General features: G+C 73.1%; 16 protein-coding genes. 6 read left to right on the forward strand and 10 right to left on the reverse strand.

What is annotated here, in order from left to right:
- From ACQEU6_RS09980 to ACQEU6_RS10000, 5 genes are read right to left on the reverse strand one after another with little or no spacing between them, the layout of a single operon-like run.
- Complete coding sequence (locus tag ACQEU6_RS09980; RefSeq protein ID WP_499330894.1) at positions 1-1,161, reverse strand: aldose epimerase family protein; 1,161 nt, start codon at positions 1,159-1,161, stop codon at positions 1-3.
- Between the two features lie 45 nt (positions 1,162-1,206).
- On the reverse strand, positions 1,207-2,700 hold the full coding sequence (gene araA / locus ACQEU6_RS09985) for an L-arabinose isomerase (protein ID WP_499330896.1): 1,494 nt from the start codon (positions 2,698-2,700) through the stop codon (positions 1,207-1,209).
- A 23-nt stretch (positions 2,701-2,723) separates the two neighbouring features.
- Positions 2,724-3,398 (reverse strand): L-ribulose-5-phosphate 4-epimerase, encoded by a 675-nt coding sequence (locus tag ACQEU6_RS09990; RefSeq protein WP_499330898.1) that lies wholly within the window; start codon positions 3,396-3,398, stop codon positions 2,724-2,726.
- Positions 3,398-5,053, reverse strand: coding sequence for a ribulokinase (locus ACQEU6_RS09995; protein WP_499330899.1), 1,656 nt, complete (start codon positions 5,051-5,053; stop codon positions 3,398-3,400). Before ACQEU6_RS09995 ends, ACQEU6_RS09990 begins: the two co-directional genes overlap by 1 nt.
- Positions 5,054-5,091: 38 nt before the next feature.
- Positions 5,092-6,171, reverse strand: a complete 1,080-nt coding sequence (locus ACQEU6_RS10000; protein ID WP_499330901.1) for a LacI family DNA-binding transcriptional regulator — start codon at positions 6,169-6,171, stop codon at positions 5,092-5,094.
- Between the two features lie 248 nt (positions 6,172-6,419).
- On the opposite strand from ACQEU6_RS10000, the gene fdhA reads away from it, so the two are divergent.
- A complete protein-coding gene (fdhA, locus tag ACQEU6_RS10005; protein ID WP_499340119.1) occupies positions 6,420-7,634 on the forward strand; it encodes a formaldehyde dehydrogenase, glutathione-independent in 1,215 nt (404 codons plus the stop codon).
- A 96-nt stretch (positions 7,635-7,730) separates the two neighbouring features.
- Here the strand turns inward: fdhA and ACQEU6_RS10010 are convergent, their stop codons facing one another.
- From ACQEU6_RS10010 to ACQEU6_RS10020, 3 genes are all read right to left on the reverse strand, one after another.
- A complete protein-coding gene (locus ACQEU6_RS10010) occupies positions 7,731-8,960 on the reverse strand; it encodes an acyl-CoA dehydrogenase family protein (RefSeq protein WP_499330903.1) in 1,230 nt (409 codons plus the stop codon).
- 91 nt (positions 8,961-9,051) lie between these two features.
- The gene (locus ACQEU6_RS10015) at positions 9,052-10,035 is read right to left on the reverse strand and encodes a glucosyl-3-phosphoglycerate synthase (protein WP_499330906.1); all 984 of its coding nucleotides are present in this window, start codon (positions 10,033-10,035) and stop codon (positions 9,052-9,054) included.
- 156 nt (positions 10,036-10,191) lie between these two features.
- A complete protein-coding gene (locus ACQEU6_RS10020) occupies positions 10,192-11,628 on the reverse strand; it encodes a helix-turn-helix domain-containing protein (protein WP_499330908.1) in 1,437 nt (478 codons plus the stop codon).
- 150 nt (positions 11,629-11,778) lie between these two features.
- On the opposite strand from ACQEU6_RS10020, the gene aceA reads away from it, so the two are divergent.
- The 5 genes from aceA (at position 11,779) to ACQEU6_RS10045 (ending at position 17,514) form a co-directional block, all read left to right on the forward strand.
- Positions 11,779-13,062 carry an isocitrate lyase gene (gene aceA, locus ACQEU6_RS10025; protein ID WP_499330910.1) on the forward strand — a complete coding sequence of 428 codons (1,284 nt, stop codon included), beginning with the start codon at positions 11,779-11,781 and terminating at the stop codon, positions 13,060-13,062.
- Positions 13,063-13,298: 236 nt separating this feature from the next.
- The gene (locus ACQEU6_RS10030) at positions 13,299-14,816 is read left to right on the forward strand and encodes a M1 family metallopeptidase (protein WP_499330912.1); all 1,518 of its coding nucleotides are present in this window, start codon (positions 13,299-13,301) and stop codon (positions 14,814-14,816) included.
- Positions 14,817-14,922: 106 nt separating this feature from the next.
- Positions 14,923-15,711, forward strand: a complete 789-nt coding sequence (locus tag ACQEU6_RS10035) for an ABC transporter permease (protein ID WP_499330913.1) — start codon at positions 14,923-14,925, stop codon at positions 15,709-15,711.
- Positions 15,704-16,522, forward strand: a complete 819-nt coding sequence (locus ACQEU6_RS10040; protein WP_499330915.1) for an ABC transporter permease — start codon at positions 15,704-15,706, stop codon at positions 16,520-16,522. The genes ACQEU6_RS10035 and ACQEU6_RS10040 overlap by 8 nt, the downstream gene beginning before the upstream one ends.
- Positions 16,522-17,514, forward strand: a complete 993-nt coding sequence (locus ACQEU6_RS10045; protein WP_499330917.1) for an ABC transporter ATP-binding protein — start codon at positions 16,522-16,524, stop codon at positions 17,512-17,514. Before ACQEU6_RS10040 ends, ACQEU6_RS10045 begins: the two co-directional genes overlap by 1 nt.
- Here the strand turns inward: ACQEU6_RS10045 and ACQEU6_RS10050 are convergent.
- On the reverse strand, positions 17,463-18,128 hold the full coding sequence (locus ACQEU6_RS10050; RefSeq protein WP_499330919.1) for a response regulator: 666 nt from the start codon (positions 18,126-18,128) through the stop codon (positions 17,463-17,465). The two genes, ACQEU6_RS10045 and ACQEU6_RS10050, sit on opposite strands and share 52 nt — an antisense overlap.
- Positions 18,125-19,753, reverse strand: a complete 1,629-nt coding sequence (locus tag ACQEU6_RS10055) for a sensor histidine kinase (protein WP_499330920.1) — start codon at positions 19,751-19,753, stop codon at positions 18,125-18,127. Before ACQEU6_RS10055 ends, ACQEU6_RS10050 begins: the two co-directional genes overlap by 4 nt.
- Between the last annotated feature and the right edge of the window lie 51 nt (positions 19,754-19,804).

A 19,804-nucleotide genomic window follows, 5' to 3' on the forward strand; every position in this document is an offset into this window, starting at 1 on the left:
TCAGGCTCCGAACTGGTAGACGGTCGTGGAGTGGTAGGTCTGGCCGGGGTCCAGCTCCGTCGAGGGGAAGCCCGCGTTGTTCGGCGAGTCGGGGAAGTGCTGGGTCTCCAGCGCGAACCCGTCGCCCTGCCGGTAGGCGCGGCCGCCGGTGCCGACCAGCGTCCCGTCGAGGAAGTTGCCCGAGTAGAACTGGAGCCCGGGCTGGTCGGTGGAGATGGCCAGGGTGCGTCCGCTGGCCGGGTCCTGGACGCGCGCGGCGACCTTCCAGCCGGATCCGTCGAGGGCGAAGTTGTGGTCGTAGCCCTGGCCGTAGAGCAGCTGGTCGAAGCCGTCGCGGATGCGGGCGCCGATCGCGGTGGGCCTGGTGAAGTCCAGTGGCGTGCCGTGCACCGGGGCGATCCGGCCGGTCGGGATCAGCTCCGACGAGCCGACGGGGGTGTACCGGGAGCCGTTGACCTGGAGCCGGTGGTCGTAGACCGTGCCGCCGCCCTCGCCCGACAGGTTGAAGTAGGAGTGGTTGGTGAGGTTGACGACGGTCGGCCTGTCGGTGGTGGCGCGGTAGTCGAACCGGATGGCGTCGTGCCGCGTGACGGAGATGGTCACGTCGGTCTTGAGGGTGCCGGGGAAGCCCTGGTCGCCGTCCGGGCTGGTGTGGGAGAGGCGGAGCGCGACGTCGCCGCCGGCCGTGACCGGGGTCGCGGACCAGACATGCTGGTCGAAGCCGGTCGTGCCGCCGTGCAGCGTGTTCCCGTTGTTGTTGGTGGTCAGCTGGTAGGGGTGCCCGTCGAGGGTGAACCGGCCCTTGGCGATGCGGTTGCCGTACCGGCCGATGAGCGCCCCGAAGTACGGGCTGTTCTTGGTGAGGTAGTCGGAGAGGGTCGGGAAGCCCAGCGTGACGTTGGCGAGCCTGCCGTGCCGGTCGGGCGTCTCGATGGTCTGGATGATGCCGCCGTAGGTGATCACCCGGACGCGCATCGAGCCGTTGGTCAGGGTGTAGCGCCAGACCTCGGCGCCGTCCGGCGTCTTGCCGAACAGGTCCTTGCCGATCCCGGGCTTCAGGTGGCGGCCGGACGCCGTGGAGGAGGGGGCGAGTCCGCCGATCGCGGCGCCGGAGAGCGCGGCCAGCGCGACCAGCCTTAAGGCGAAGCGTGATCTGGTCATGGGACGGGTTTCCTCACAGATCTCGGGGGTGGGGTGTCCTGGCGGCTAGAAGCCCTGCGCCAGGCGGTGGTACGCCTGGTTCCAGCGCATCTCGCGGCGGAACCTGGCGACATCGGTATCGCCGTCGATGACGAGCAGTTCCACACCCGTCATCTCGGCGAGGTCGGCCAGGATCTCGGTGGTGACCGCCTGGGACAGCACCGTGTGGTGCGGCCCCCCGGCCGACAGCCAGGCCTCGGTGGAGGTACGGAAGTCCGGGCGGGGCGCCCACACGGCCCTGGCCACCGGCAGCCGGGGCAGCGGCTCCGGGGGCCCCACCACGTCGATCTCGTTGGCGACCAGCCGGAACCGGTCGCCGAGATCGGCCAGCCCGACGACGATCCCCGGCCCCGGCGCCGCGTCGAACACGAGCCGGACCGGGTCCCGCCGTCCCCCGATGGACAGCGGGTGCACCTCGCAGCTCGGCACGCCGGCGGCGATGGAGGGGCAGACCTCCAGCATGTGGGCGCCCAGGATGAGCTCCCGGCCCGGGACGAGGTGGTAGGTGTAGTCCTCCATGAAGGAGGTGCCGCCGGGCAGTCCCGCGGCGGCGCTCTTGAGGGCCCGCAGCAGCAGGGCCGTCTTCCAGTCGCCCTCCGCGCCGAAGCCGAGACCGTCGGCCATCAGGCGCTGCACGGCGATGCCCGGCAGCTGCGTGAGCCCGCCGAGATCCTCGAAGTTGGTGGTGAACGCCTGGTAGGACCCGGTGGCGAGGAAGTCGCGCAGCCCGAGCTCGATGCGCGCGGCGTCGCGCAGGGCCGGGTGGCGTTCGCCGCCGGAGCGCAGTTCCGGGACGACGGCGTACTCCTGCTCGTACTCCCCGGCGAGCTCGGCGACCCGGTGGTCCGGCACCGCGTCGACGGCGGCGACGAGGTCGTTCACGCCGAAGGCGTTGACCGAGGCGCCGAACCGGATCTGCGCCTCGACCTTGTCGCCCTCGGTGACCGCGACGTCCCGCATGTTGTCGCCGAAGCGGGCGAGCCGCAGCGTCCGCAGGTCGGCGTATCCCCGGGCGGCCCTGACCCACGAGCCGATCCGCGCGCGCACCGCGGGATCGGAGGTGTGCCCGGCCACCGTGGTGCGCGCCGTGCCGAGCCGGGTCTGGACGTGGGCGTGCTCCCGGTCGCCGTGCGCGGCCTGGTTGAGGTTCATGAAGTCCATGTCGATGCTCGACCACGGCAGCGCCACGTTCGCCTGGGTGTGCAGGTGCAGCAGCGGTCGCAGCAGCGCGTTCAGCCCGGCGATCCACATCTTGGCGGGGGAGAACGTGTGCATCCAGGTGATGACCCCGATGCAGTCGTCGTCCGCGCCCGCCTGGAGCATCGTCCGCCGGACGGCCTCCGCGTCGGTGAGCACCGGGCGCCACCGCACCGCCGCGGGGACGTCCGGATCCTCGTCCAGCGCCTGGGCGATCCGCCGCGACTGGACGGCGACCTGGTGGAGCGTGTCCTCGCCGTACAACGACTGGCTTCCGGTGAGGAACCAGATGGTCGGTGCCATCGCGGGCCTGCTCCCTTCGCGGGTCACGGACGCTGTCCGTAGGCGTTCTGGTAGCGCTGGTACAGGCGGTCGACGTCCTCGGGCCGCAGCGGGACGGGGTCGCCGAGCTGGCGGGCGAGGTGCACCGCCCGCGCCGCGTCCTCGCACATCACCGCGGCCTTGACCGCGGCCCGCGCGTCCGCGCCGATGGTGAAGACGCCGTGGTTGCGCATGATCACCGCTGGGGAGCGGTGGCCGCGCAGCGTGCCGACGACGCCGCGCCCGATCGAGTCGTCCCCGATGGGCGCGAACGGGCCGAGGGGGATCTCCGCGCCGAACTCGTCGGCCATGGCCGTCAGGACGCAGGGCACCGGCTCCCCGCGGGCGGCCCAGGCGCAGGCGTAGGCGGAGTGCGTGTGCGCCACCCCGCCGACCTCGGGCATGTGCCGGTAGACGTAGGCGTGCGCGGCCGTGTCGCTCGAAGGGCGCAGGTCGCCCTCGACGACCGCTCCTTCGAGGTCGCAGACCACCATCGCCTCCGGGGACAGGTCGTCGTAGGAGACGCCGCTGGGTTTGATGACCATCAGGTCGTGGCCGGGCACCCGGGCGGACACGTTGCCCGCCGTCCACACGACCAGCCCGTACCTGACGAGCTCGGCGTGCAGGTCGCTGACGGTGCGCCGCAGCGCGCGGACCCGCTCGGCGTGTGTGCCCTGCATCAGAGGTCCTCCTTCGGGCCGAGCGCGTCGTTGCGCAGGCGGCGCAGCCGGTGCAGGACCTCGCTGCTCGCGCCGCCCCGGGCCGCGAAGTGGTCGTGCAACTCGCGGTACTCCGCGTAGAGGAGGTCGTGGACCCGGGCCCGGGCGGGATCCGGCGCGTAGGCCGCGGCGACCACCCGCCCCATCGCCTCCGCGGCCTCCGGGACGTCCCGGTAGGCGCCCGCCGCGACCGCGGCGTGGATGGCGGCGCCGAGCGCCGGCGCCTGGTCGGAGGCGGCGATGGAGACCGGCCGGCGCAGGACGTCGGCGTAGATCTGCATCAGCGCCGCGTTGCGTTTCAGCCCGCCGGCGACGACGAACTCCTCGACCGGGACGCCGGCCGCCTCGAACGCCTCGACGATGACGCGGGTCCCGTAGGCCGTCGCCTCCATGAGCGCGCGGTAGACCTCCTCCGGCGTGGTCGCCAGGGTCATTCCCACGATCACGCCGGACAGGTGGTGGTCGACCAGGACCGAGCGGTTGCCGCCCATCCAGTCCAGCGCCACCAGGCCGTGGGAGCCGACGGGGGCGTCCGCGGAACCGGCGGCCAGTTCGTCGTGGTCCCGTCCGGTCAGGCGGGTCGCCCAGGCGAAGACGTCGCCGACCGCGCTCTGCCCGGCCTCGTAGCCGTAGGCCCCGGCGGTGACGCCGCCGTCCACGACGCCGCAGATCCCCGGCACCTCGGCGAGGACCGCGCTGTTGACCACGTGGCAGGTCGACGTCCCCATGATCGCCAGCAGCCTGCCGTTCCCGACCGCGCGGGCGGCCGGCGCGGTGACATGGGCGTCGACGTTGCCCGCGGCCACCGCGACGCCCTCCGGCAGGCCGGTCCGGCGGGCCGCCTCGGCCGTCAGCGTCCCCGCCCGCGCCCCCAGCGGGGAGAGCGGATGGGCGAGCCGCGTCGCCGCGAAGTCGGCGAAATCGGGGTGCAGCGCGGCCAGAAAGTCGGCGGAGGGGTAGCCGCCGTCCTGGTAGAGGCCCTTGTAGCCGGCCGTGCAGGCGTTGCGCGTCTCGCGGCCGGTCAGCTGCCAGACGATCCAGTCCGCCGCCTCGATCCAGCGCTCCGTGCGCCGGTAGGTGTCCGGATCCTCCTCCAGTACCTGCAGCGCCTTGGCGAACTGCCACTCCGAGGAGACCCGGCCGCCGTACCGCTTGATCCACTGCTCCGCCCGCTCGTGCGCCAGCGCGGTGACGCGGTCGGCCTGCGGCTGCGCCGCGTGGTGCTTCCACAGCTTCGGCCAGGCGTGCGGCCGGGGGGCCAGCTGAGGGAGCTCGCACAGCGGGGTGCCGTCCGCCTGGACGGGGAGCACGGTGCAGGACGTGAAGTCGGTGCCGATCCCGACGATCCGGGCCGGATCCACCCCGGCCTCGGCGACGGCCACGGGGACGGCGGTGCGCAGGACGGCCCGCCAGTCCGCGGGGTTCTGCAGCGCCCAGTCGGGCGGGAGCGGCTCCCCCGTGGCGGGCAGCGCCCGCTCGATCACCGCGTCGGCGTAGTCGTGGACGGCGCCGCCGAGCTCGGCCCCGTCGGCGACCCGGACGACGACCGCCCGGCCCGACAGCGTGCCGAAGTCGACGCCCACGACGCAGGCGGCCTGGTCGATGTTAGCGCTCACAATTCCCCCATCGCCGGAGTACGGGCATCGGTCGTCGGTCAGGTGCGCCGGGCCGGCCGGGCGCTGGACCTGACCACCAGCTCCGGCGGGATCAGCACATTCCCCGGCGGCCCCGAGGGTCCGCCCAGGCGCTGCACCAGCAGCTCCAGCGAACGGCGGCCGAGCTCGCCGAAGTCCTGGCGCACCGTGGACAGCGGCGGGACGAAGTAGGCGGCCTCCGGGATGTCGTCGAAGCCGACCAGGCCGACGTCCTCGGGGACCCGGCGGCCGGCCTCGTGCAGGGCCCGGAGCACGCCGAGGGCCATGTGGTCGTTGGCGCAGAACACCGCCGTGACCTCGGGGTCCTCCGCGAGCCGGCGACCGGCCTCGTAGCCCGACCGGGCGCTCCAGTCGCCGGTCAGCATCTCCGGCACAGCCGCTCCCGCGCCGGCCAGGGTCGCGCGCCAGCCGTCGGCCCGCCCGACCGCGTCGAGCCAGGTCCCGGGCCCCGCGACGTGGTGGACCGTGCGGTGACCGAGGTCGAGCAGGTGGCGGGTGGCCGCCACCGCCCCAGCCCGCTGGTCGATCGCCGCGCCCGGAACCCCAGCGGCCAGCCCGCACCCCGCCCCCACCAGCGGCACGAGACGGCCGGCCTGCGCCAGCGCGTCGTTCGTCGAGATGTGCGGGGCGATCACCACGACGCCCTCGACGGCCTGTTCCGCCAGCCGTCCGACCGCGTCCAGCAGGGCCCGCTGCGTGATCGCTCGCAGGCTGACGATGCTGACGAAGAAGTCGGCGTTCCGGGCGGCCTGCTCGATGCCGTGCAGCATCGACGCCGGACCGTAGAGCGTGGACTCGAAGCTCACCACGCCGAGCGTCCTGGAGCGCCGGGTCACCAGGGTCCGGGCCGCCGGGTTCGGCCGGTACCCGAGTTCGGCGATCGCCGCCCGCACGCGGGCGCGGGTCCGCGCCGAGACGTTCGGATGGTCGTTGACCACCCGCGACACCGTCTGGTGCGACACCCCCGCCAGCTGGGCGACGTCGGCCATGATCGGGGGATTCGACGAGCCGTGGTCCGCCACCGCCTCCTCCTCCGCACTCGCGCCGGTGGTGCGTAGGCCGATTGTGAGCGCGAACATTTCACCCGTCAACCCCCCGCCCACGACAGCCCGGGGGGGGGGCGGCCGGCCACCCCTCGCAGTCCCGCCGTCTCGCGGCGCCCGGGCTTCTGCGGCCCGTGCCAGAAAATCGGACTAATAGATGGAAACCGGGTACATCACGGACGTACGCATCGTGGACACCTGTGACGTCCGAGGACGGGGGCGACGAGCACGGGGCCGCCGCTCCGGGCGCCTGCGAGCCGACTCTCTACACGGAAGGAGAGGACGTGGCGGACACCAACCGAGGCGTCGTGTACCAGGGGCCTGGCGAGGTCACGGTCGAGAACCTGGACTTCCCCAAGCTCGAACTGGCCGAACAGGGCGGGCGCAAGCTGCAGCACGGCGCCATCCTGAAGGTACTGGCCACCAATATCTGCGGTTCCGACCAGCACATGGTGCGCGGCCGGACGACCGCGCCCGCCGGGCTCACGCTCGGCCACGAGATCACCGGCGAGGTGATCGAGACGGGCGGGGACGTCGAGTTCATCAAGAAGGGCGACCTCGTCAGCGTCCCGTTCAACATCGCGTGCGGCCGCTGCCGCAACTGCAAGGAGCGCCATACCGGCGTGTGCGAGAACGTCAACCGTGAGCGGCCGGGCGCCGCCTACGGGTACGTCGACATGGGCGGCTGGCACGGCGGCCAGGCCGAGTACGCGGTCGTGCCGTACGCGGACTTCAACCTGCTGAAGTTCCCGGGCGACCGCGACACCGTGATGGAGAAGCTGCCCGACCTGGCGATGCTGTCGGACATCTTCCCGACCGGGTACCACGGCGCCTACACCGCCGGCGTCACGACCGGTTCGACCGTGTACGTGGCGGGCGCCGGACCGGTCGGCCTCGCGTGCGCGACCGCCTGCCTGCTGCTCGGCGCCGCCGTCGTGATCGTCGGCGACATGAACGAGCAGCGGCTGGCACAGGCCCGCGGCTTCGGCTGCGAGACGATCGACCTGTCGAAGCACGGCGACGTGGCCGCGCAGATCGAGCAGATCCTCGGCGTTCCCGAGGTGGACGCCGCCGTCGACTGCGTCGGGTTCGAGGCGCGCGGCCAGGGGCACGAGGGAGCGAAGACGGAGCAGCCCGCGACCGTCCTCAACACCCTGATGGACGTCACCCGCACCGCCGCCGGGCTCGGCATCCCGGGCCTGTACGTCACCGGCGACCCCGGCGCGTCGGACGAGAACGCGAAGGAGGGGCAGCTCGGGCTGCGGATCGGCCTCGGCTGGGCCAAGTCGCAGTATCTCGTCACGGGCCAGTGCCCGGTGATGAAGTACAACCGGCAGCTGATGATGGCGATCCTGCACGACCGGACGCAGATCGCCCGGAACGTCAACGCGTCGATCATCCCGCTCGAGCAGGCGCCGCAGGGGTACGCCGAGTTCGACCGGGGCGCCGCGCGCAAGTACGTCCTCGACCCGCACGGCACGGTGGGCGCCGCGGCCTGAGCCGGCAGGACGCGCGGCGTGCGCGAAGCGGGGAGACGGCCGGGGCACCGGTGGGGTTGCTGCCGAGGTGGCCCGGCCGTCCGTGCGGGCCCGCCGCTAGCGCACCGGGAGGCCGGTGAGGGTGCGGCCGATGACCAGGCGCTGGATCTCCGAGGTGCCCTCGAAGATGGTGAAGATCTTGGAGTCGCGGTGCATGCGCTCGACGGGGTACTCGCGGGTGTAGCCGTTGCCGCCGAGGATCTGGATGGCCTCCTCGGTGACGTGGACCGACATCTCGCTGGCCATCAGCTTGGCCATCGAGCCCTCGGCGCTCTGGAAGTCCTTGCCGGTGCGGGCCATCCAGGCGGCCCGCCACACCATGAGGCGGGCGGCGTCCAGGCGGCACTTCATGTCGGCCAGCTTGAAGGCGATGGCCTGGAAGTCGCCGATCTTCTTGCCGAACTGCTCGCGCTCCCGCGCGTACTGGAGGGCGTAGTCGTAGGCGGCGCGGCCGACGCCGAGGGCCATCGCGCCGACCGACGGGCGGGTCGTCTCGAACGTCTTCATCGCGGCCTGGCCCTTGGAGCTCTTGCCCGCGCGGCTGCGCGCGATGCGCTCGTCGAACCGGTCCTTGCCGCCGACGATCAGGTGGGACGGGATCCGGACGCCGTCCAGGATCACCTCGGCGGTGTGGGAGGCGCGGATGCCGTGCTTCTTGAACTTCTGGCCCTGCCTCAGGCCCGGGGTGTTCGGCGGCACGATGAAGCTGGCCTGGCCGCGGCTGCCGAGGTCGGGGTGCACCGAGGCGACGATCACGTGGACGTCGGCGATGCCGCCGTTGGTCGCCCAGGTCTTGGTGCCGTTCAGCACCCACTCGTCCTTGGCCTCGTCGAACACGGCGCGGGTGCGGATGGAGCCGACGTCGCTGCCGGCGTCGGGCTCGGAGGCGCAGAACGCGCCGAGCTTGATGTCGTCGGCGCTGCCGAACATCTGCGGCACCCACTCGCTGACCTGGTCCGGCGTGCCGACGGCGGCGACGGACGCGGCGGCGAGGCCGGTGCCCACGATCGACAGGGCGATGCCCGCGTCGCCCCAGAACAGCTCCTCGAACGCCACCGGGATGCCGAGGCCGGTCGGCTCCAGCCACTGGGTGGCGAAGAAGTCGAGGGAGTAGATGCCGATCTTGGACGCCTCCTGGATCAGCGGCCAGGGGGTCTCCTCGCGCTCGTCCCACTCCTCCGCGGCGGGGCGGATGACGTCCCTGGCGAACTCGTGCACCCAGTCCCTGACCTCGCGCACGTCCTCGCTGGGCTCCAGCGAGAACGGCGTCTGCTCCGCGCTCGTCATGATTAATAGACCCTCTCTCCAATATGGCGTGTTACCAACGGTAGCACCTCCCCGAGTTACCACGGGTAACACACCGGCGGGAGAGGGCCGGCTATCCGCGGCCCGGAGAGAAGGACCGGGCGCCGGCGTACCCGGCGACCTCGATCATCGGCGGGCGCTCCCCCACGGCCACGTCGGCCGTGCGCGAGTCGTGCCCGTCCGCGCCGCGCCGGAACGAGGTCAGCGCGGTGGAGGGGGCCGCGAGGGGGATCATTCGCCCGTGCCGCTCCAGCCGCGACCAGGCGGTCAGCATGATCTGGCCCGACATCGCCCCGAGCGCCTCGGTGGACTGGTGCGCGTGGATCCGGCGGCCGAGGTCGACCTGCGCGATCGCGTCGAGTCCGGAGTCCTGGTAGACGTCCAGCAGCAGGCCGAGCTCCACCCCGTAGCCCGTCACGAACGGCAGCCGCTCCAGCAGCGCGCGGCGCCCCGCGTACTCGCCGCCGAGCGGCTGCACGACCCCGGCCAGCAGCGGCCAGTGCAGGTTGATCAGGGGGCGCGCGACCAGTTCGGTCACCCGGCCCCCGCCGCCCTCGACGCGCCGCTCCCCCTCGACCAGCGGCCGGTCGTAGCAGCCCTTGACGTAGCCGACGGAGGGGTCGGTCAGCAGCGGCCCGAGCAGCCCGGTCACGTAGGAGGAGGCGAACTCGCGCAGGTCGGCGTCCACGAACACGATCAGGTCGCCGGACGTCGCGGCGAGGGACTTCCACAGGGCCTCGCCCTTGCCGGACATGCGGCCCCGCTCCGGCAGGACGGCGTCCTGCGCCACCACCCGCGCGCCGGCGGCGGCGGCCGCCGCGGCGGTCCGGTCGGCGGAGCGGGAGTCGACCACGACGATCTCGTCCACCAGCGGGACCCGCTCGACCAGGTCGGCGCGCACGGCCGCGACGATCGCGCCGACCGTCGCCTCCTCGTCGCGCGCGGGCAGCACGACGCTGATCCTGGTCGCGCCCTTGGCGGCGAGCAGGAGGCGCGGCGGCCAGTCCTCCGCCGCGCTCGTACGGCGGGCCAACCACGACGCGACCTCGGGCAGCACGCGCTCCCCCTCCCGTGCGGGGCGGCCCGGACCGGGCGTCCGGCGGCCGACGTCCCCCTCACCTCACAGGAAACGCGAGATCCACCCAGTTCACGCACGGTTCCGGCCGCGCGCGGCGAACCGACCCGAAGGTTTAACGCGGCCACAACACGTCCGTCATCCGGCGGCGTGCCGGTCCAGGAACTCGTAGACGTCGGCCTCGTCGACGCCGGGGAACGCACCCGGCGGCAGGACCGACAGGACGTGCGAGTGGGCGCGCGCCGACGGCCACGCCATCCCCTCCCACCGGTCGGACAGGGCCTTCGGTGGACGCTGGCAGCAGTCGCCGTCCGGGCAGGCCGACCTGACCCGCCGGGTCGTCTCCCGGCCGCGGAACCAGCGGGAGTCCTCGAACCGGACGCCCAGCGTGATCGCGAAGTCGCGCTCGTGGCTGGGGTCGATGTGCGACAGGCACCAGTACGTCCCGTTCGGGGTGTCGGTGTACTGGTAGTAGACGGAGAAGCGGTCCGCGGCGCCGAACACGTGCCGGCCGGCCCACTCCCGGCACATCCGCTGGCCCTCGATCGCGCCGTCCTCGTCCTGCGGGAAGGCCAGGCCGTCGTTGGCGTACGCCTTGTAGATCGTGCCGTTCTCGTCGTTCTTGGTGAAGTGCAGCTGAAGGTCGAGATGGTGGGTCGCGACGTTGGTGAAGCGGTGCGCGGCCATCTCGTAGGAGACGGAGAAGACGTCCGCCAGGTCCTCCACCGACAGCTCCCGCGCGGCCTTGGCCTCCTGGAGGAACGGGACGACGCTGCGCTCGGGCATCAGGATCGCGGCGCCGAAGTAGTTGGCCTCGACGCGCTGGCGCAGGAAGTCGGCGAAGTCGCGCGGCTGGTCGTGGTCGAGGGCGATGTGCCCGAGGGTCTGGAGCAGGATCGTCCGCGGCGTGTGCATGCCGAGCTGCTCGCGCTCCAGGTAGATCCGCCGGTTGCGCAGGTCGGTGATCGACCGGACCGAGCGCGGGAGGTCCTGGACGTACTGGAGGCTGAAGCCGAAGTGCCCGACCAGCGTCATCAGCAGCCCCTGCGAGACCGCGCCGCGCCGGTACCCGACCGAGTCGAGGGTCTGGGACGCGACGCGCTCGATTTCGGCGAAGTGGTTGCCGCGCTCGTGCATCTGGCGGCGCAGCTCCGCGTTGGCCTTGCGCGCCTCCTCGGGGCTCGCCGTGGGCTTGGTGCGGCTGCGCCGGAGCTCTCCGTACAGCGCGAGGATGTGCTCGATGACCTCGTTCGGCATCCGCTTGCCGACCTTCAGGTGCGACAGGCCGAGCGTCCGGTACAGCGGGTCGCGCTGCGCCTCCTCCAGCTGGATCTCCAGCTGGGCGCGCCGGCTGGGGGGCTGGCGCCGCAGGAGCTCCTCCACCGGGCATTCCAGCGCGGCGGCGAGGGCCTGCAGCAGCGACAGCTTGGGCTCGCGCCGCCCGTTCTCCAGCAGGGAGAGCTGGGACGGGGCGCGGCCCACGCGCTCGCCGAGCTCCGACAGCGTCAGGCCGCGGGCGCGCCGCAGATGGCGGAGCCGCTGCCCGAACGTGACAAGATCAACGTCACTCGTCAAGTTGAGAGGTTCTTCTGCCCGCAAGGTCGTCACCGCTTCATCATAGCGGAAATTTCGCACTTCTTCTGTTACTCGCCAGTTCATAACGGGCTTGCGCCGGGGGCATAGTCGTGGACAAGCACCCAGGGGACGACACGGAAGGGCAAGCTGATGAGCGACAGTCGCCTCAAGGGCGCAGCCGAGGAGCTGCAGCGGCAGTGGGAGTCCGACCCGCGCTGGAAGGGCGTCGAGCGGACCTACACGGCCGAGGACGTCGTCCGGATCCGCGGATCGGTCCAGGAGGAGCACACGCTCGCGCGTCTCGGCGCGGAGCGGCTCTGGACCCTCCTGCACGAGGAGGACTACGTCCACACGCTCGGCGCGCTGACCGGACTGCAGGCCGTCCAGCAGGTCAAGGCGGGCCTGAAGGCCATCTACCTGTCCGGCTGGCAGGTCGCGGCGGACGCCAACCTGGCGGGCCAGACCTACCCGGACCAGAGCATCTACCCGGCGAACTCGGTCCCGGCCGTCGTGCGCCGGATCAACAACGCGCTGCTGCGCGCCGACCAGGTGCAGTGGGCCGAGGGCGAGGGCGACACCCACTTCCTCGCCCCGATCGTGGCCGACGCCGAGGCCGGCTTCGGCGGCGTGCTCAACGCCTTCGAGCTGATGAAGGGCATGATCGCGGCCGGCGCGGCGGGCGTGCACTGGGAGGACCAGCTGGCCTCCGAGAAGAAGTGCGGCCACCTCGGCGGCAAGGTCCTCATCCCGACCTCGCAGCACGTCAAGACCCTCAACACCGCCCGGCTCGCCGCGGACATCTCGGGCGTTCCGTCTCTCATCATCGCGCGGACCGACGCCGAGGCCGCGACCTTGATCACGACGGACGTGGACGAGCGCGACCGCGAGTTCATCACGGGCGAGCGCACCGCCGAGGGCTTCTACCACGTCCGCAACGGCATCGAGCCCTGCATCGCCCGCGCCAAGGCCTACGCGCCGTACTCCGACCTCATCTGGATGGAGACCGGCACCCCGGACCTGGAGCAGGCGCGCAGGTTCGCCGAGGCCGTGAAGGCCGACTACCCGGACCAGATGCTGGCCTACAACTGCTCGCCCTCCTTCAACTGGAAGGCGCACCTGGACGACGCGACCATCGCCAAGTTCCAGCGCGAGCTCGGCCACATGGGCTTCAAGTTCCAGTTCATCACCCTGGCCGGGTTCCACGCGCTCAACTACGGCATGTTCGACCTGGCGCACGGCTACGCCCGCGAGGGCATGACGGCCTACGTCGACCTGCAGGAGCGCGAGTTCGCGGCGGCCGAGAAGGGCTTCACCGCGGTCAAGCACCAGCGCGAGGCCGGCACCGGCTACTTCGACCTGGTCAGCACCGCGATCAGCCCCGACTCCTCCACCACCGCGCTGAAGGGCTCGACGGAAGAGGGCCAGTTCCACTGACCCGCGCCGGCCGGCGCCGCCGGCCCCGCTCTCCGGCCTGATCCCCAAGGACCCTAAGGCCCCCGCGTCCCTACACCCGCGGGGGCCTTACGGCGTCCCGGGACACCCGCGCGGCCCCTCCCGCCGCCCTCGTCCGTCCCTCACGTTCCGGCCACATTCGGCAATGGATCTCGACAAGCGCCGCCGCGGGGCGCATCGTGAGCCGCGCCAGCGATCTCTCCGAGAGAGGACCCCTGATGGCGCGTCACCCCCGGTTCATCCGGCCCCGGGCGACCCCCGGCCGGATGCTGCCGCTCGCCGTCGCCGCGGTGGGCGTCGTCGCGCTCGCGCCCGCCGCCTCCGCGGACGGGCAGGGCCAACACGGGCGCTTCACCCCCGGCGCCCCCGGAGTCGGCGACTCCTACTTCCCGTTGGAGGGCAACGGCGGCTACGACGTCCGGCACTACTCGCTGGACCTGGCCTACGACCCCGACTACGACCAGCTCGACGGAACCGTGACCGTCACCGCGCGCGCCACCCAGGACCTGTCGCGGTTCGATCTCGACCTTTCCGGGATGGACGTCGACAAGGTCTGGGTCGACCGGCGCAAGGCCGACTACCAGCGGCGCGGCCAGGAACTGGTCATCACGCCGCGGCAGGGGCTGCGCAAGGGGCGCACCTTCACCGCGGTCATCAGGTACGGCGGCGTGCCGCAGACCATCGTGGGCTCGCCGATCGTCTTCGGCTCCCCCTACGGCTTCCTGCACACCCCCGACGGCGCGTTCGTCGGCGGCGAGCCGAACGGCGCCAGCACCTGGTTCCCCGTCAACGACCACCCGAGCGACAAGGCCACCTACGACTACACGATCACGGTGCCGAAGGGCCTGACGGCGGTCGCCAACGGCCGCCCGGCTGGGCACCGCTCCGCCGTCGCCGGCTTCAGCCGCCGCGGGTCCAAGACCCGCGCCGAGGTCTTCAAGTGGCGCGAGGACAGCCCGATGGCGAGCTACCTCACCACGATCGACATCGGCCGGTGGGACGTGAGGCGGGGCCGGACGCCGCGCGGCGTCCCCAACTACACGGCCGTCGACCCCGAGCTGCTCGCCTCCCAGCCGGACGCCGTGAGCTTCTTCTACGACACCACCAGCGAGGTCACCGACCTCTGGTCGAAGACGTTCGGGGAGTACGCGTTCGGCAGCACCGGCGCGATCGCCGACGACGCCCGCTTCAACGGCCAGCCGCTCGGGTTCTCCCTGGAGACCCAGAGCAAGCCCGTGTACTCGGCCGTGCGCAGCACCGGCACGATCGCGCACGAGCTGGCGCACCAGTGGTACGGCGACGCGGTCTCGCCCGCGCGGTGGAAGGACGTGTGGCTGAACGAGAGCTTCGCCACCTGGGCCGCCTGGTACTACAACGAGGTCCACGGCCGCCAGACCGTGCACGACGCGGCCCGCGCCACCTACGCCGCCCGCCCGTTCCCCGACCGTGAGGGCCGCCCGTACTGGTCGGTGCTCACCGCCGACCCGCAGCGCGACACCATGTTCAACGACCGCGTCTACAGCGGCGGCGGCATGATGCTCCAGTTCCTCAGGGAGAAGATCGGTGACGACCGGTTCTTCACCCTGCTCCGGGCGTGGTACGCGCAGCACAAGTACGGCAACGCCGAGACCGGGCAGTTCACCACGCTGGCCCAGCGGGTCGCCGGGCAGGACCTGAGCGGGTTCTTCAAGGACTGGCTCTACTCCCCTGTCAAGCCCGACATCCCGCAGGACTGACCCCGTCCCGCCCGTCGACCGGGGCCCCGGCGCGACCCGCCGGGGGCCCGTTCTGTGTGCGAAAGTACGTGGTGGGCGGTGAGCCACCGGTCTAGGCTCCTGGCAAGTGGGCGTTCTTCCGTGGGTGTGGTGGTACGGGTTCCGCCGGCACACCGCCTATCCGCTCGGATCCCTGACCGAGTCGCTCACCAACACGATGTTCGGTTTCCTGCGCGCCTACGTTCTGCTGGCGCTGTGGGAGGTCCGGCCGTCGCTCGGCGGGTACGCGGCCGCCGACGCCGTGACCTTCTGCTTCGTCACCCAGGCGCTGATCGGGCCGGTGCAGATCTTCGGCGGGATGGAGCTGACCGAGCGCATCCGCAACGGGGACGTCGCGATCGACCTGCACCGGCCCGCCGGGCTGATGGGCTGGTGGCTGGCCCACGACCTCGGCCGCGCGGCGAGTTCGCTGGTGCTGCGCGCGGGCCCGCCGCTGGTCGCCGGCGCCCTGGCGTTCCCCTTCCGGTGGCCGGCCCCGGGCCATCTGGCCGCGTTCGCGGCGGCGCTGGTCCTCGCGACCCTGGTGAGCTTCGGGCTGCGCTACCTGGTGGCGATGGGGATGTTCTGGCTGCACGACGACCGCGGCCTGAGCGCCGTCACGCTGGTGATGTCGCTGTTCTTCTCCGGGATGATCCTGCCGCTCGTCGTGTTCCCCGGGCGGCTCGGCCGGACCGCCGAAGTCCTGCCGTGGGCGGCGCAGATCCAGGTGCCCGCGGACGTGTTCCTCGGCCGGTACGACGGCGCCGGCCTGGCCGGAGCGCTGGCGTTCCAGGCGGGATGGGCGGCCGTCCTGCTCGGGGCGGGCGCGCTGGTCACGCGGGCTGCCCGGCGGAGGCTGGTGGTCCACGGTGGCTGAGCCCGCGGCGCCCGGGGTCCTGCGCGTGTACGGGCTGCTCGCCTGGACGTGGATCCGGGCGGCGGCGCAGTACCCGGTGTCGATGGTGCTGCTCGGCCTGGCCACGGCGGTCGTCTCCGTCCTGGACGCGGTCGCGATCATGGTGCTGTTCTCGCGGGCGCCGCGCATCGCCGGGTTCGGCGTCTCCGAGGTCCTGTTCCTGTACGGCACGTCGGCGCTGTCCTTCGCGCTCTCCGACATCGTGCTCGGGTCGACCGAGCGGCTCGGGGCGCACGTGCGGGAGGGGACGCTGGACGCGATGCTGGTGCGCCCGGTGAGCCCGCTGGTCCAGATCGCGACGGAGGGCTTCACGCCGCGCCGGCTCGGCAAGCTCGTCCCGGCCGTGCTGGTGCTCGGGTTCGCGCTCGGCCGGCTGGACGTCCACTGGACGGCGGGCCGGCTGGCGATGCTCCCGGTCATGGTGCTGTCCGGAGCGGCGATCTTCGGGGGGCTGTGGGTGCTGACGGGCGCGGTGCAGTTCGTGCTCGTCGACAGCCACGGGGCGAGCAAGTCGCTCACCTACGGCGGCGCGTTCCTCACCCAGTACCCGATGACCGTCTTCGGCCGCGACCTGGTCCGCGGGGTGACGTTCGTCGTGCCGCTGGCGTTCGTCAACTGGCAGCCCGCGCTGTACGTCCTGGACCGTCCGGACCCGCTCGGGCTGCCGGGGGCGGCGCGGTTCGCCTCCCCGGCGGTCGCCGCGGCGCTGTGCGCGGCGGCGGCGGCCGCGTGGCGGGCGGGCCTGCGGCACTACCGATCGACAGGGAGCTGATGCCGGTGCCGATGATCGAGGCCGAGGACGTGGTCAAGACCTTCACCGTCCGGGCGGGCTCGGGCGTCCTGCGGCGGCCGCGCAGGCCGGTGCGCGCGGTGGACGGGGTGTCGTTCGCGGTGGAGCGGGGCGAGTTCGTCGGCTACCTCGGCCCGAACGGGGCGGGGAAGTCCACGACGATCAAGATGCTGACCGGGATCCTCACCGCGTCGTCCGGCGCCCTGCGGGTGTGCGGGCTGGACCCGTCGCGGCGCCGCACGACGCTCGCGCGCCGCATCGGGGTGGTGTTCGGGCAGCGGACGACGCTGTGGTGGGACCTGCCGCTGCGCGACAGCCTGGCGCTCGTGCGGCGGCTCTACCGGGTCGAGGCGGCCGCGCACCGGGCCCGCCTCGCCGAGCTGACCGCGCTGCTGGAGCTGGAGCCGTTCCTGGACACCCCGGTCCGGCAGCTCAGCCTCGGCCAGCGGATGCGGGGCGACCTCGCGGCGGCGCTGCTGCACGATCCGGAACTGCTCGTCCTGGACGAGCCGACGATCGGCCTGGACGTGGTGAGCAAGGCGACCGTCCGCGACTTCCTGGAACGCGTCAACACCGAGCGCGGCACCACGATCCTGCTGACCACCCACGACCTCGGCGACATCGAGCGGCTGTGCCGCCGCGTCCTGATCATCGACCACGGCCGGCTCGCCTACGACGGCGGGCTGGAGGAGCTGCGCCGCACCGTGGACGCCGACCGGCTGCTGGTCGTGGAGCTCGCGCGGCCGGCGCCGCCGATCGTGCTGGACGGGATCGAGGCGGAGCGGGTGGAGGGGCCGCGGCAGTGGCTCCGGCTGCCGAACGCGGCGAACGCGGCGGCGGTGGTCGCCGCGCTGGCCCGCGACCACGACATCCGCGACATCTCACTGCGGGAGGCGGGCATCGAGGACGTCCTCGCGGGCCTCTACCGGGGCGACCACGCGTACTGGTGCTCGGGCCGGCCCGTGGCGCCGTAGCGCAGCGTCACCACGACCCGCCCGGCCTCGGCGAGCGCCGCGAGGTAGCGCTGGGCGGTGGCGCGGGAGATGCCGACCTGGTCGGCGACCTCGGCCGCGGACCGCGGCGCGTCCGCCCGCCGCAGCGCGTCGGTGACCAGGCGCGTCGTCACCGGCGACTGGCCCTTGGGCGCGGGCGTGCGGGCGTGCAGCGGCGCGTACAGGTCGCGGACCGCGCCGTCGAGGGCCGCCTGGGACAGCTCGCTCCCGCCGGACAGCGCCTCCCGGTACCGGGCGTAGGCGGTGAGGCGCTCGTTCAGCGCGGCGGCCGTGAACGGCTTGATCAGGTAGTGCAGGGCGCCGCGCCGGAGCGCCTCGCGCACGGCGCGGGGGTCGGCGGCCGCCGTCGCCATGATGACGTCGGCGTCCAGGTCGGGCAGCAGGGTGAGGCCCGAGGCGTCCGGCAGGTAGACGTCCAGCAGGACGAGGGCGGGCCGCAGCTCGGCGGCCATGGACCTGGCCCGCGCGGCGGTGTGCGCGAGCCCGGCGACCGAGAACCCCCGCAGCGCCGCCACGAACCCGGCGTGGACCTGCGCCACGCGGAAGTCGTCGTCCACCACGAGCACGTCGATCATCGCACCGCCTCCGCCCCCAGGACCCCCGGGAGCCGGGCGACCGCCACGGCCCCGCAGCCGTCCGCCCCGCCCGTACCCGCTTCCACGAACGTCACGTCGCCGCCGCGGGCGCGGGCGGTGCGGCGCGCCAGGCCGAGCCCGAGCCCGCGGGAGCGGCCCGCCGCGGCGTCGCGGGTGGAGACGCCGTCGTCGAACACGGCGTCGCGCAGGCCGTCGGGCAGGCCGTCGCCGGAGTCGGTGACGGTGGCGTGCAGGTCGCGGCCGTCGCCGAGCAGCTCGACCTCGACGCGGGCGGGCCGCCGCCGCCCGAGCCGCGCGGCCTCGACGGCGTTGTCGACGAGGTTGCCGACGACGGTCGTCACGTCCAGCGGGTCGGCGACCCGGCCCGGGACGTAGCTGCCGGCGCCGATGTCGAGCCGGACGCCCTTCTCGGCGGCGACGGCGGACTTGGCCGACAGGAACGCGCGCAGGTACGGGTCCGACAGGGGATCGGGCAGGTTGTCGGGCGCCGGGGCGCGGCGCGCCGCGTCCTCCATCAGGGTGCCGACGTAGTCGGCCGCCTCCTCGCTGTGGCCGAGCTGGAGCAGGCCCGAGAGCGTGTGCAGCCGGTTGGCGTACTCGTGGCGCTGCGCGCGGAGGGCGTCGAAGAGGGTGCTGACCGAGTCCAGCTCGCGGGCGAGGGTCTCCAGGTCGGTGCGGTCGCGCAGGGTGATGACGGCGCCGAGGTCGCGGCGGCGCCGGCGGACCTCCCGGCGGTTGACGACCAGGACGCGCTCCCCCGCCGTGACGAACAGGTTCGCGGCGTCGCGCCGTCCCGTGAGGACGTCGCGCAGCGTCCCCTCCGCGGCGAGGCGCCCGGCGGGGGCGCCGCGCTCCGGCCGGGCGCCGAGCAGCCGGGACGCCTCGTCGTTGCAGACCGCGATCCGGCCCGCGGTGTCGACGGCCACGACGCCCTCGCCGACGCCGTGCAGCACCGCCTCCCGCTCGTGGACCAGTTCGACCAGCTCGTACGGTTCGAGGCCGAGCGTCTGCCGCTTCAGCCTGCGGCCGATCGCGGCGGACGCGACGACGCCGAGCAGCACGGCCCCCGCGACGAACAGCGACATCTCGCGCAGCGCGTGGCCGAGCTCCCGGTCGATGGCGCGGGCGTCGAAACCGACGCTGACCTCGCCGAGGATCCGCCCGTCCGGACCGTAGAGCGGCACCTTGCCGCGCGCGGACAGCCCGAGCGTGCCGCGCTCGACGCGGACGACCTCCCGGCCGGCCAGGGCGTCGGAGGGGTCGGTGCTCACGTGCCGGCCGAGCTCCAGCGGGTTCGGGTGGGACAGCCGCAGGCCGCGGTGGTCGGTCACCACGACGAACAGCGCCCCCGTCCGCGCCCGGACGCGTTCGGCGCGGTCCTGCACGAGCCCGCCGGGGTCGCCGGCGGCGACCGCCGCCGCGATCCGGGGGTCGGCGGCGACGCTGCGCGCCACCGTGAGGGCCCGCTGGCCGTACTGGTCGCGGAGCCGGCCGTCGAGCATCCAGGCGACCAGCCCGTACCCGAGCACCGCCACCACGACGACCACGCCCACCTGCAAGATCAGCACTTGGCGGGCGAAGGAGATGCGGGGCCGGACGGGCATGAGTCGCACCGTAGACCATCCCGGCCCGGCCGCCCAGACCCCGCGTGAGCA

This window comes from Spirillospora sp. CA-108201, from assembly GCF_050936235.1.
Lineage (GTDB): Bacteria > Actinomycetota > Actinomycetes > Streptosporangiales > Streptosporangiaceae > Spirillospora.

Bases quoted from the DNA above. Each gene is read 5' to 3' on its own strand.
- ACQEU6_RS09980 (WP_499330894.1), bottom strand. From the start codon at position 1,161: ATGACCAGATCACGCTTCGCCTTAAGGCTGGTCGCGCTGGCCGCGCTC.
- araA (WP_499330896.1), bottom strand. From the start codon at position 2,700: ATGGCACCGACCATCTGGTTCCTCACCGGAAGCCAGTCGTTGTACGGC.
- ACQEU6_RS09990 (WP_499330898.1), bottom strand. From the start codon at position 3,398: ATGCAGGGCACACACGCCGAGCGGGTCCGCGCGCTGCGGCGCACCGTC.
- ACQEU6_RS10000 (WP_499330901.1), bottom strand. From the start codon at position 6,171: ATGTTCGCGCTCACAATCGGCCTACGCACCACCGGCGCGAGTGCGGAG.
- ACQEU6_RS10010 (WP_499330903.1), bottom strand. From the start codon at position 8,960: ATGACGAGCGCGGAGCAGACGCCGTTCTCGCTGGAGCCCAGCGAGGAC.
- aceA (WP_499330910.1), top strand. From the start codon at position 11,779: ATGAGCGACAGTCGCCTCAAGGGCGCAGCCGAGGAGCTGCAGCGGCAG.
- ACQEU6_RS10030 (WP_499330912.1), top strand. From the start codon at position 13,299: ATGGCGCGTCACCCCCGGTTCATCCGGCCCCGGGCGACCCCCGGCCGG.
- ACQEU6_RS10045 (WP_499330917.1), top strand. From the start codon at position 16,522: ATGCCGGTGCCGATGATCGAGGCCGAGGACGTGGTCAAGACCTTCACC.
- ACQEU6_RS10050 (WP_499330919.1), bottom strand. From the start codon at position 18,128: ATGATCGACGTGCTCGTGGTGGACGACGACTTCCGCGTGGCGCAGGTC.
- ACQEU6_RS10055 (WP_499330920.1), bottom strand. From the start codon at position 19,753: ATGCCCGTCCGGCCCCGCATCTCCTTCGCCCGCCAAGTGCTGATCTTG.